Origin of the sequence: Clostridium aestuarii (genome assembly GCF_026735135.1) — a bacterium.
Classification (GTDB): Bacteria; Bacillota; Clostridia; order Clostridiales; family Clostridiaceae; genus Clostridium_H; species Clostridium_H aestuarii.
In genome coordinates, this window is sequence record NZ_JAPQER010000002.1 from 809,668 (window position 1) to 823,205 (window position 13,538).

General features: G+C 29.0%; 11 protein-coding genes and 1 riboswitch. Of the genes, 4 read left to right on the forward strand and 7 right to left on the reverse strand.

Annotation, left to right across the window (positions count from 1 at the left end; genetic code table 11):
• Positions 1-16: 16 nt before the first annotated feature.
• Positions 17-442 (reverse strand): NfeD family protein, encoded by a 426-nt coding sequence (locus tag OW763_RS08025; RefSeq protein WP_268040573.1) that lies wholly within the window; start codon positions 440-442, stop codon positions 17-19.
• A gap of 403 nt (positions 443-845) precedes the next feature.
• Here OW763_RS08025 and OW763_RS08030 point away from each other — a divergent pair, with 403 nt between their 5' ends.
• Complete coding sequence (locus OW763_RS08030) at positions 846-2,750, forward strand: NAD(+) synthase (protein ID WP_268040574.1); 1,905 nt, start codon at positions 846-848, stop codon at positions 2,748-2,750.
• Between the two features lie 51 nt (positions 2,751-2,801).
• Here the strand turns inward: OW763_RS08030 and OW763_RS08035 are convergent, their stop codons facing one another.
• Entirely contained in the window at positions 2,802-3,224 is a 423-nt protein-coding gene (locus OW763_RS08035; RefSeq protein WP_268040575.1) for a YaaR family protein, read from the reverse strand.
• Between the two features lie 314 nt (positions 3,225-3,538).
• Between OW763_RS08035 and OW763_RS08040 the strand changes: the two genes are divergently transcribed.
• The 3 genes from OW763_RS08040 to OW763_RS08050 all read left to right on the forward strand — a co-directional run bounded on the left by OW763_RS08040 (position 3,539) and on the right by OW763_RS08050 (position 7,376).
• Positions 3,539-4,075 (forward strand): chromate transporter, encoded by a 537-nt coding sequence (locus OW763_RS08040; RefSeq protein ID WP_268040577.1) that lies wholly within the window; start codon positions 3,539-3,541, stop codon positions 4,073-4,075.
• A complete protein-coding gene (locus OW763_RS08045; RefSeq protein WP_268040578.1) occupies positions 4,075-4,620 on the forward strand; it encodes a chromate transporter in 546 nt (181 codons plus the stop codon). Before OW763_RS08040 ends, OW763_RS08045 begins: the two co-directional genes overlap by 1 nt.
• Positions 4,621-4,766: 146 nt before the next feature.
• The gene (locus OW763_RS08050) at positions 4,767-7,376 is read left to right on the forward strand and encodes a calcium-translocating P-type ATPase, PMCA-type (protein ID WP_272507348.1); all 2,610 of its coding nucleotides are present in this window, start codon (positions 4,767-4,769) and stop codon (positions 7,374-7,376) included.
• Positions 7,377-7,397: 21 nt separating this feature from the next.
• On the opposite strand, the gene OW763_RS08055 is transcribed toward OW763_RS08050, so the two are convergent.
• The 5 genes from OW763_RS08055 to OW763_RS08075 form a co-directional block, all read right to left on the reverse strand.
• Entirely contained in the window at positions 7,398-8,591 is a 1,194-nt protein-coding gene (locus OW763_RS08055) for a cation:proton antiporter (RefSeq protein WP_268040579.1), read from the reverse strand.
• Between the two features lie 93 nt (positions 8,592-8,684).
• Positions 8,685-8,761: riboswitch (Fluoride riboswitch) on the reverse strand.
• A 149-nt stretch (positions 8,762-8,910) separates the two neighbouring features.
• The gene (locus OW763_RS08060) at positions 8,911-9,390 is read right to left on the reverse strand and encodes a DUF1097 domain-containing protein (protein ID WP_268040581.1); all 480 of its coding nucleotides are present in this window, start codon (positions 9,388-9,390) and stop codon (positions 8,911-8,913) included.
• Positions 9,391-9,642: 252 nt separating this feature from the next.
• On the reverse strand, positions 9,643-10,878 hold the full coding sequence (locus tag OW763_RS08065; protein WP_268040582.1) for a Zn-dependent hydrolase: 1,236 nt from the start codon (positions 10,876-10,878) through the stop codon (positions 9,643-9,645).
• Positions 10,879-11,009: 131 nt separating this feature from the next.
• The gene (hydA, locus tag OW763_RS08070; protein WP_268040583.1) at positions 11,010-12,395 is read right to left on the reverse strand and encodes a dihydropyrimidinase; all 1,386 of its coding nucleotides are present in this window, start codon (positions 12,393-12,395) and stop codon (positions 11,010-11,012) included.
• Positions 12,396-13,068: 673 nt separating this feature from the next.
• A complete protein-coding gene (locus OW763_RS08075) occupies positions 13,069-13,500 on the reverse strand; it encodes a hotdog family protein (RefSeq protein WP_268040584.1) in 432 nt (143 codons plus the stop codon).
• Positions 13,501-13,538: the final 38 nt, after the last annotated feature.

A 13,538-nucleotide genomic window follows, 5' to 3' on the forward strand; every position in this document is an offset into this window, starting at 1 on the left:
TCCTTTCTTTTTTATACTAAATTTTTTTTATTATTAATTTATTACCTTCTATTGCTATAATCTTTACTCTATCACCCTTATTTATAAATTGTCCCTCATTCTTTACAGTCCAATATATACCTTCAAATTTAATTGTTGCCTTATCACTAATATTTTTATCTGCAATAAATTCTTCTCCAATATATTCTTCTTCCATTCTAAGTGTTCTTGGTACTGTTTTTTTTATAGTTTTTTTTACAATTGGATAACCTAAAGCCATCAATGCTGCACTTACTCCTATAAATGTAATAAGTTGAGTTGAAAAAGAATAATGAAGTAAAGCTAATATCATTGCTACTATTCCTCCAGCAGTAAACCAAATAAATAAAAAGCTACTAGTAGCTGCGTCTATGGCTAAGGCAATAGCTGCTATAATCAACCATAACACTAATTCAAACCACATAATGTAGGAATCCTCCTTCCTATAACTAATTTCATTTTATATTTTCTTTGGTCTTATTATATATCAATATAATATATTTTAATATAGTTATCTCTACTTATACAATAATTATAGCTATAATATATTATTATTAAAAAATGTTTATACCTTTGTGTTTATTGAAATTAAGTTGTTTTTTAACTGTATTTCATATTTCACATCATAAATATTAAATTTGATATAATTTCTTATTTGTTAACATAAAATCATTAATTATACTTAAATTTTCATTCTTTATATAGTAAAATAGTTGACAGATAAACATTGCACAGTGTAGAGTTTAAATAGTTAAAAGGTAAATATTATAAAAATTGTGTAATGAAATAAACTATTTACAACATAATAAAGATTGGAGTGTTGAATAATGAATTTCATTAAAGTTGCTGCTGCATGCCCTGTAACTAATGTAGCACATATAAATTTTAATGTTGAAAATATAAAAGATTGTATAAATAACGCTTTGAATAAAAATTGTAAATTGGTAGTTTTCCCAGAGCTTTGTATTACATCATATACTTGCGGAGATTTATTTTCTCAACAACATTTAATTGAAAAATCCAACTTAGCAATAAGAAGACTTTGTGCTTTTTCAAAAAATAAAGATATTCTAATAGCTATAGGTTCTCCCCTTGTATATAATAACTGTTTATATAATTGTGCATATATAATATATAATGGCACTATACTTGGAATCGTTCCTAAAAGTTATATACCTAACTATTCAGAATTTTATGAAAAGCGATGGTTTACTGATGGAATTGATATAAAAAATAAATCTATAAATCTTACATTTCAAAAAAACATTCCTTTTGGAGTAAATTTAATTTTTACTAGTGGTGTTTTTAAATTTGGCTTTGAAATATGCGAAGATTTATGGACTGTTATACCTCCAAGTTCATACCTTAGTCTAGGTGGTGCTAATATAATTGGAAATCTTTCTGCATCAAATGAGCTTGTAAGTAAATCAAAATATAGAAACTCATTGATTCAAAATCAAAGTGCACGATGTATTTCTTCATATGTATATTCATCTGCTGGGATTTTTGAATCATCTACCGACTTAGTTTTTAGTGGGCATTTATTAATTTCTGAAAATGGTACTATTTTAAAACAAAATAATAGATTTCAACGTGAAAATGAAATCATCACTTCAATAATTGATATAGATAAATTAAATAATGAACGTTTGAAAAATTTAAGTTTTAGAGATAGCGCCAAATTTTTACCTTTTGAAGTTAATGAAGTTACTTTTAACTTCATAGATTCAAAGGTAAACGAGTTTGATAGATTTGTTCATAAACATCCTTTTGTACCTTCTGATGAATGCGAACGTGAAGATCGCTGTAAAGAAATATTTAATATTCAAACTGCTGCTCTTGCAAAACGTCTAACACATACTGGAATACAAAAATCTGTTATAGGAATTTCTGGTGGACTTGATTCTACATTAGCTTTACTTGTAATAGTTAAAACATTTGATATTTTAAATATACCTAGAGAAAACATAATCACAATAACTATGCCAGGATTTGGTACTACAGATAGAACTTATAATAACGCAGTAAATTTTTGTAAAGAATTAGGTACGGATTTTAGAGAGATAAATATTGTTGATGCTTGCCTACAGCATTTTAAAGACATAAATCATCTAGTTGAAAAACATGATGTTACCTATGAAAATGTTCAAGCAAGAGAAAGAACTCAAATACTTATGGATATAGCTAACAAAGAAAGTGGACTTTTAGTTGGGACTGGGGATCTATCGGAACTTGCACTAGGCTGGGCTACTTATAATGGAGATCACATGTCAATGTACTCTGTAAACTGTTCAGTACCTAAAACCTTAGTTAGATACCTCGTACAATATGCAGCAGATAAAGAATCCTCTGATAAAATTTCTGAGATACTTGTTGATATTTTAGATACACCCGTAAGTCCCGAACTTCTTCCTAAAGATAAGAATGGAGAAATAGCACAAAAAACTGAAGATATAGTAGGTCCTTACGAACTTCATGATTTCTTCTTATATTATTTCATAAGACAAAATGCTGTTCCTAAAAAAATATTATTTCTTGCTAAACATGCATTTAAAGATATTTATGATGACAAAACTATTGAAAAGTGGTTTGATAAATTTATAAGAAGATTTTTCACTCAACAATTCAAACGCTCAGCATTACCTGATGGTCCAAAAGTAGGAAGCATAAGTTTATCTCCTAGAGGAGATTGGCGAATGCCATCAGATGCAAGCTATAAAACTTGGCTTTAAAACTTTTATATAAATAAAAGTTGAGGGTTGATACTAGTCAACTCTCAACTTTTATTTATATATGTCTACCAAAAGTCCAGTAATTTCATCAATTGTAGCAGCAACTCCTAAATTTTCTTTTTCATCGCTTAAAAGCATTTCAGTAATTTCTTTTAATTTTTCATCTATAGTTTCTACTGTTATAAAATATTGAGTCTGCCAAAAACTAATATCTTTTTTAACACCATACATATGACTAAGTATAGACTCCAGATACCCTCTTATCATTCTCTTATATGCAGCTACATCAGCATAGCATTTTGTTATAGATAGTCTATTCCCTTTCTTTTTTATATCCTGAAGCATTTGTTTTAACTGTTCTTCAGATTTTTTTTGTTGTGAAAAACTAAAATTTTGAGAAAAACTTTTTTTACCAGTAGCTATTTTTTTCTCCGATTTTATTGGAGTATTTCTACCTACTCTTGAGATTTCCATAACTTTCACTCCCACTCAAAACTCATTTGTATGTATTATATCTAATTTGTTTAATAAAAACAAAATTCTATATTACTTTAATTTTATCATTTATTCATTAGCCATGTCCACATAATAAATTTTGATGTAAATATTCACTCTTAAAATCATATAATTTGTCTATATATAAAAATGAATTTTAAATTTTTATTTATATAAAAAAAATTTTAAGTTATAATTAGACATGTTAAATAACAATATTTTTATATTGTTCAAACTATTTACATTGAAATCACTAAATTATATTTATATAGCTAACTGATGGGGGTAATTATATGAAAAAACTTTTAACTATGTTTTTTACATTTTTAAAAATAGGTGCGTTTACCTTTGGAGGAGGATATGCAATGATTCCTCTTATAGAGGTAGAAGTGGTAAATAAGCAACATTGGATAGATAAAGAAGAATTTTTAGACATAATTGTTATATCACAAACGTTTCCTGGAGCTCTTGCTGTAAATTCTTCTATATTTATAGGATATAAAATAGGTGGTGTGGTTGGTGCATTACTAGCATTAGCTGGAGTGGTTGTTCCTTCTTTTTTTATAATTATAATTATCGCATATTTTTTTCTACAATTCAGAAATAACCTAATTGTAGATTTAGTATTTAAAGGAATTTCTTCTGCTGTTCCTATGCTTATTCTTGTTGCTGTAATTAGTCTATCAAAATCATTAAAAAAAGAACTTTCTACTGTTTTAATGATTCTGTTAACAGTTATAGCTATTTCTGTATTGGATATTCATCCTGTTTTAATAATAATTTTATCAGGAATCTATGGTGCTGTATTCCTTAGAAAGAAGGTGAATTAATGAATTTTTTATTACAGATTTTTTATACCTTTCTAAAAATAGGTATGTTCAGCTTTGGTGGTGGCTTAGCAATGCTTCCTTTTATAAATAAAGAAATTGTAGAAAAACATCATTGGATTAGTCTTTCTACGTTTAAAGATATAATTGGTATAGCACAAATGACCCCAGGTCCTATTGCTATTAATTCTGCTACTTTTGTAGGTTTTAAGATACAAGGTGTTTTGGGAAGTTTATTTGCAACTTTAGGTGTTATAACCTTTTCATTTATATTAGTATCTATTGCAACTCATTACATAATGAAGTTTAAAGAATCAAAAGTATTAAAAGCAGCAATGTTAGGAATGCGTCCAGCTGTTATAGGACTTATACTTTCAGCTTTTATACTTCTAGCAAAAAATTCATATTCTCTACAAGATAAGAAAAGTTTAATTATTGGAGGACTTATAGGTTTTCTTTTATTCAAAACTAAGCTTCATCCAATTTTAATCATATTTTTTTCAGGAATATTAGGAATAATTTTTTATGGAATTATACCAACATTTTAAGAAATTTAAAATATAAAAACTAAAGACCACAAATATAGCATATTCTATATTTGTGGTCTTTAGTTTTTAATATATATAATAATTTTCATTATATAAATAATAATATTATTATGAGCCATATAAATAATAACATGGAGGTAATATATATGTTCTATAGCAAAAAAATTAATGAGACCTTAGAAGAATTAAATACTGATTCGATAAAAGGTCTTTCTACTGAAGAAGTAATTAATCGTTCAAAAAAATATGGTTTAAATAAGCTTGTTTCTGGTAAAAAGCAGACCATTTTACAAATGTTTTGGACTCAAATTAACGATATAATGATTTATATACTGATAGCAGCAGCAATTGTTTCTGCTGCTGTAGGAGAAGTAAGTGATGCAATAATAATAGCTATTATTATTGTATTAAATGCTGTTATTGGAATAATTCAAGAATCCAAAGCAGAAAAATCATTGGAAGCTTTAAAAAATTTATCTACACCCAAAGCTGTAGTGAAAAGAGATGGTGAATTAAAAGAAGTTTCTTCTGAAAAAATAGTCCCTGGAGATATTATTATCATGGATGCTGGTAGATATGTTCCCTGTGACTTACGACTTATAGAAACCGCTAATCTTAAAGTTGACGAATCCGCATTAACTGGCGAATCAGTACCTGTAGAAAAAAATTCCCAATTAATTTTAGAAAACGAAACCATTCCTCTAGGAGACCAAAAAAACATGGCTTTTATGTCTACTCTTGCAAGTCATGGAAGGGGTGTAGGAATCGCTGTTGCAATAGGTATGGATACAGAAATAGGTAAAGTAGCTGAAATGCTAAAAGAAGAAAAGAATGAATTAACTCCTCTCCAAAAAAGATTGGAACAGCTAGGTAAAATACTTGGGATAAGTGCTCTAATTATTTGCGGAGTTATATTTGTAATTGGTTTTATTCAAAAAAGAGATTTATTTGAAATGTTTCTAACATCAATAAGCTTAGCAGTTGCTGCTATTCCAGAAGGTCTTCCTGCTATTGTTACTATTGTTTTAGCATTAGGTGTTCAGCGAATGATTAAGGAAAATGCTATTATCCGTAAGCTTCCTGCTGTTGAAACCCTAGGTTCTGTTAATATTATTTGTTCTGATAAAACAGGAACATTGACTCAAAATAAAATGACAGTAACAAAATTCTATTCTGATAATTACTTAGAAGACATACATAAATTAAGCTCCAAAAATTATATACACAATTTACTTATACAAAGTCTAACTCTATGTAATGATGCAACATATTCGGAAAACAATAAAACAGGTGATCCAACAGAAATAGCACTTTTAGATGCGGGAATAAAATTTAATATTTTTAAAGATGAATTAGAAAAAAAACATAAAAGAATAAATGAAATTCCTTTTGATTCTGATAGAAAACTCATGACTACTGTTAATGAATACGATAATGAATTTTATGTTTTTACTAAAGGCGCTGTAGATAACCTAATAAAAATATGCAATAAAGCCTATATAAATAATGAAACCATACCACTAACAGATAAAATTAAAAATGATTTTTTAAATGCAGCTTCTTCTATGTCAAATGATGCTCTTAGAGTATTAGGCTCAGCTTATAAAAAAGTTAAAGATGCACATGTTGAAATAGATGTCTTGGAACAAGATTTAATTTTAATAGGTCTTGTTGGTATGATTGATCCCCCACGACTAGAAGTAAAAGATTCTATAAATTTATGTAAAAAAGCTGGTATATCTACAATTATGATAACTGGCGATCATAAAGCAACTGCTTTTGCAATTGCAAAAACTCTAAACATAACTCAAAATGAGAATGAAACTATCTCAGGAACAGAACTTAACAATCTGTCTCAAGATAAACTTAATGAAAAAATAGATAATTTAAAAGTTTTTGCTCGGGTTTCACCTGAACATAAGGTTAAAATAGTAAAAGCACTCAAATCCAAAGGAAATATTGTATCCATGACTGGCGATGGAGTAAATGATGCTCCTTCTCTAAAAATTGCAGATATAGGTGTTGCAATGGGAATTACAGGAACGGATGTGGCTAAACAAGCTTCTGATATAATCCTAACTGATGATAATTTTTCCACTATTGTTTCAGCTATCAAAGAAGGTAGAAACATATATATAAATATAAAAAAATCTATTTTATTTTTACTATCTTGTAATATGGGTGAATTAGTAGCAATATTTATTGCCATACTTTTGGGTTGGTCATCACCTTTAAGACCAGTACACATACTATGGATAAATTTAATAACAGATTCTTTACCTGCTTTAGCTCTAGGAATTGATCCAACTGATACAGGTGTTATGACTAAAAAACCTAGAAGTCCAAAAGAAAGCATTTTTGCCGGCTCAATAAAAGGTTTAACATTAAATGGTCTATTAATTGGAGCATTAACTTTAATAGCTTTTCAAATTGGCATTACTAGATATTCTAATTCTATAATGCATGCTCAAACTATGGCTTTTATGGTAATGAGTATTTCTGAACTGGTACACTCATTAAATATGAGAAATTCAGAAAAATCAATATTTAAAATAGGTTTCTTTACTAACAAACCTTTAATATTATCTATATTATTGGGCATATTACTTCAAAACACATTATTATTTATACCTGCATTTAGAAATATTTTTAAAGTGTATAAATTAAACATATATGATTGGAAATGGATAATTATTTTAAGTATAATGCCATTGTTATTTAATGAAATAGCAAAACTCATAAACAACAAAAAATAAGAAAAGTGCTTTGCACTTTTCTTATACTGTTTTCTCAATAATATCTTCTTCTTTTTTTAATAACCTTGGAGCAAAAGTCTTTATACCAATAAGACCTAGTGGTGCTGTAAATAAAATAGCTAAAACTGCTATTGCTAAAATAACAGAACCTGAAGATATTCCTGCTACCAATGGTACTCCTCCAATTGCAGCTTGTACTGTAGCTTTAGGAGAATACGCTATAGCACAAAATAGTTTTTCTTTAAAGTTTAAGTCAGAACCAATTAATGAAATTATAACTCCAATTGTTCTTCCAATAAGTCCTACAACTATAACTATTAATCCTAAAGCACCTGCATCTAATGCAACCTGAGTATTAACTGCTGCACCTATTAATACAAATAAAAATATTTGAGCAAAAAACCACATCTTATTTAACTTTTTTTCTAATTTTACTGCTATATTACATGATCTTTGTAATAATACAAATCCCATAGTCATTATTGATAAGAGTCCAGCAACACCGATTTTATCACCTATCAGCTTTACTATTAAAGCAGTTCCGAAAAGTATTGCAAGTTGTTCTAATTCTTTCAACTTCAAACTTTGAAATACTTTATGTAATATAATTCCTACTAGTAATCCTAGAATAATTCCTCCAATAATTTCTACTGGTATATGTGCTATTTGTACTCCTACAGACTTATTTATATTATTTGCCATACCTAAAAATGCAGTAAATAAAGTAATAGCAAAAACATCATCTATAGAAGAACCCGCTAAAATAATTATTGGAATACCTTTATCCATACCTAATCCACTTTCTTTAAGTTCTAACATAGATGGTACAACCACCGCTGGAGATACAGCTGCAATTATAAATCCAAGCATTCCAGCTTCAATTATTGGTAAATTCAACATTTTACTGGCTGTGAATGTTATCAAAAACCCTTCACATAAACATGGTATCATACTCATTTTTATAGCTGTTTTCCCTACCTTTTTTAATATCTCCTTATCTAATCCAAGACCTGCTCTTAAAAGTATTATAATAAGTGCTAAAGTTCTTATTTCCGATGAAATTTTCAAGAATCCAGAATCTAGATAGTTTAATCCATAAGGTCCTATTAATATTCCAACTAAAATCATACCTAATAAACCAGGTAATTTGATTTTTTCAAACATTTTACTGAATAAAAATCCTAATAATAAAATTAGCATTATACTCTTTATCATTTTGTATTCCCCCTTCTACTCTTTTGTTAATACATAAAAAACTAAAAACATATAATATTTGTATTAAAATAAAAATAGCTTCTACGATTTACAAAAATCGTAGAAGCTATTAGCATTCCTGCGTTTTTGGGAATAAACTTCCCTTGGAGAGCTTCATCTCCCAAAATATATGAAAATTATATCATTTTAATATTTTATAGTCAACCCTGTAAATTCTTTATCTTGTAAGATATAATAAACAAAAATATTATCATTATACACTAATACATTACTATATAAATATTATAGATATTAAGATAAATTGCTTATACTGAAAAAACTACATATCAACGTTTTCTTCAGAATCAGTATTCTTATTTATTACATTAAATAACCATGCACCACTTGTTTCACATAAATATCCTAAAATTGCACCCAAAATTAGTGCTGGTATTATAGCTTTCCAATCTCCTCCAGAAGCAAACGTTGAGAATGATCCTATGAATGTTCCTGGAATAAATTCGAATAATTTGATTTTAGCCTGTATACACATCATAAATGTTATCACAGCAGTACTAATAGCACCCACATGTGCAAACTCCATATGGTTACATATTTGTATAATTACCATAGCCCAAAAAACACCACTTAAATTTGTAATAATAGCTGTTTTAAAACCTTTTAACTTACCTCCTGCTGCAAAAAATGCTGTACATCCAGCAAATCCCGCCCATCCAAGCAATCCTAAAGAAGGACTTAACCCTGTCCAAATACCACACAAAATTGCAGTAGTTAAAGAAAGTGCAAATAAATTCTTCATTTTTTCACCCCTATTTTATTAGATTATACACAATCTTAAAAATCAACTTTTTTCCAATAGCTTTTGTGCTGTTTTTTAAATTAAAAGACACAGAATAATAAATACCTGTGCCTTTTAATTCTATTAACAATAGTTTAAGACTTTATAATAAATAGTTTATATTTTATATGTAAAATATTTATTAAGTTATATACGAATGAAGAATTTAAATATTTCACATATTTTTTATGCTACTAAATGAATTTAAATTTTCTATTTTGCATCTACCTTAAGTACTGTGTTTAGCATTACACTTGCACCATTTGTACACTGCTCAACAGATGTGAACTCCGGCTCACAGTGGCTATGACCATCCTTTGAAGGAACAAAGACCATAGTAGTAGGCATTATTTCTGATACGAACTGAGCATCATGTCCTGCTCCACTGTTAATGTACTGATTAGAAATACTTAATTCATCAGCACTTGCCTTAACAAACTCTACTAATTCTTTATCAAAGTATACTGTATCACGTGCCCAAGCTTTCTCATAATCGACCTTGCATTTAGCAACTTCTTTAGGCATATTCTTAATAATATCAAGAACCTGTTCAATTACTTTAGGATCTTCATGTCTTGCATCAATTGAGAAGTCAACGAAATCAGGAATTACTGTATGAACACACGGATGACACTTAATTTCACCTGTTGTATAAACAAGAGCTGGATCAAGTTTGTCTAACTCATTATGCAAATAAATAAGAACCTGAGAAGCTGCATAAAGAGCGTCCTGTCTATATTCCATTGGAGTAGTACCCGCGTGATCTGCTTGACCATAAGTTCTTATTCTGTAGTTAAGCATACCAAGTACACAAGTAACAACACCTATATCATTATTAGCAGCTTCAAGGATTGGACCCTGTTCAATGTGAAGTTCAAACATACATTCATAATCATTAGGGTTTAATCTGTTTTCTACTGTTCCAGCATAATTACTGGCTGCTAAAGCTTCTCCAAAAGTAGTTTTTCCATCTAATACACTCTTTGATGCAATCATTGTATCTTTATCAAATTTTCCACAAACAACACCTGATGACATCATTGCTGGTGGATATAACGAACCTTCTTCATTTGTCCAAATCATAGCTGTAATCGGATGCTTATGAGGAATCTTTTGATCTACAATAGATTCTAAAACTTCCATAGCTGTCATAACACCTAAGATTCCATCATAGTTACCCCCATTTTTTACTGAGTCAACATGAGATGCCATAACAATTCGTTTTGCATTAGAATCTGAACCTTGAATAGTAGCATACATATTTGCCATATCATCCACAGTTATTTCAGCTCCAATAGCCTTCATTCTCTTTTTAAACTCTTCTCTAGCTTGGACAGCTTCTTGTGACAATGAGTATCGAGTAATTCCACCATGCCCTGCATCACCATAAGTTGCAAAAGTTTTGATCTTATCTTCCATTCTTTTTACATCACAAAATTTGTTATTCATTATCAAATACTCCTCTCTAATTTTTCATATTTAATCGTATTTATTTTATGAATATTGAAAATATTCCACTTGCTAAAACCACTTCTTTTCTAACCAAACATAATTACTCAACAATAGTCTTACATATTTAGTTATATTATCATTGGAGCTTTTCTTTTGATGAATTTACCATAACCTTTTTCTCCAGTAAATTTACCATTTTCTGCAATTACTTTCCCTCTAGAAATTGTAACTTCTGGATATCCTTTTAGTTTCATTCCTTCATAAGGGGTATAATCTACATTTTCATGAAGCATTTCTTTTGTTACTGTTTTTTCTATATGAGGATTAAAAATAACGATATCAGCATCACTACCTACAGCGATAGTACCTTTTTTAGGATACATTCCAAATATTTTAGCTGCATTAGTTGATGTAATCTGCACAAATCTTTGTAAATCAAAATTATTTCCCCCTACTCCATAGGTATACATCAATGCCATTCTTAATTCTACACCAGGCGCTCCATTTGGAATTTTTCCAAAGAATTCTTTTCCTAATTCTTTTTGTTTCATAAAGAATGGACAATGATCAGTTGCTACTAATTGAACAGTATTCTTTGCTAATGCTTTCCACATGTATGGCCAATTACTCTTATTTCTTAAAGGTGGTGACATAACATATTTAGCCCCTTCAAATCCTGGTTCTTCATAATTATCATATGATAATACTAAATATTGCGGGCATGTTTCTCCCATTATTGGATATCCTGCTTCTCTTGCACGCTTTATTTCTGAAGCAGATTCTTCACAACTGTTATGCACTATATAAAGGGGAGTTCCACATAATTTAGCTAATTTTATAGCTCTACCAGCAGCTTCACCTTCCACTATATCTGGACGAGATACTGCATGATATTTAGGTTCTACTTTCCCTTCTGCTTTTAATTTTTCTGTAAAGTATTTTATAGCATGATAATTTTCAGCATGAACAGATGTTAATCCACCATTTTCATGAACCTTTTTTAATGTCTTCATAAGAATATAATCTGTAACTCTCATACCATCATAAGTCATAAATAATTTAAAACTAGGATACCCTTCTTTAATCATAGTAGGTATTTCTTCTAAAATATCATCATTCATATCGGTTATATTTAAATGAATACCATAATCTATCACAGCATTTCCATCAGCTTTTTCTCGCCAAATCGCAGCAGTTTCTTTTAATGTTTTTCCTTTAGATTGTATTGAAAAATCTACTATTGTTGTTGTTCCTCCACAAGCTGCTGCAACAGTTCCAGTATTAAAATCATCACTAGCATGTGTTCCACCAAATGGCATATCCATGTGAGTATGAGGATCTATGCCTCCTGGCATCACATATTTCCCTTTTGCATCAATAATTTTAGCTTCCTTATCTTCTAAATTTAACCCTATTTGTATAATTTTTTCATCTTTTATGCCTATATCGCCTTCAAATGTATCAGCAGCTGTTATGATTGTACCACTTTTAATAATACTGTCAAATTTTCTCATATCAAACTCTCCTTGTATAATATATTTAGTAAACGATTGCATAGTTCTGCAATAATTAACTTTACTAATTTTTAAGCCATTAAGCTTCTATATTATCTTCCACTACAGCATAATAGAATTACACCACATACATAAAATACTATAGGGAGATTTTTAACATGTTTTGTATTAATAAAACTAAACAACTTAATATTTTGAAACAAACCTCTGAACTTAATAACATGATTACTAAGTAACCTATCGGTTTTATAAATTTACTTACTGACAATTTTGATATTGATACTTTTATCCCAAATTCTTTTAAAGAACATTATTATGCCGATTTGGGCAGGGATAGAGAATGTGAACCTGCTGAATCCTTTTTCAGTAGATTTAAAATTACATTTGAAAATGATATTGGTGACTCATATTTAACTGCTATATCTAAACTTATTAATATTCTATTAGCTTACGCATAGCCATCAAGTTAAAATATATAATTTCCTAGAAATGTTGAGCAGATTATTTTTATTCAATTTAAATATATCTTTTATGTTTAACTTTTTTTCTTGTCTTCTTCTATTAATTTTGTTACAATTTTTCTTTAACAGCAACTTTTAAAATATTTTCTTTAAAATTTTTATTTGTAAGAAAATAGGATAGCAAAATGTCATCCTATTTTCCATTGTTTATTTTAGTCCCATTTGTTTTTTACAACACCCTCTGCTTGAACTCCACGTTGGCAAGGTTTTTTAACTATTAATGTACCTATTCCTTTAGCTACAAGTACTGGTGGTTCTAATATATCCATATCATTTTCTGCTGCTTCTGGTTTTCCGTTTCTTCTTGATGATGTTGCTACTTTATATGTTTTAAATTCACATCTACGAGAACTGTTTCCTAATTTTACGATTTTCCCTCTGCATTCTATATAGTCTCCTTCATATACTGGAGCTAAGAATTCAACATCTTCATATCCTGCAAATAATGATTCATCTCCATCTTGAAGAACACAAAGTTCTGTTCCAACATCTCCATAAATATCTAAATGTATGTTAGGTTGAACAACTCCTCCTAAATAATGTCCTCCATTCATTCTATATCTTAATACAGATTCTCTTACCATTTAAAGGCACCTCCTAAATTTTCTAAATAAATTTTCTA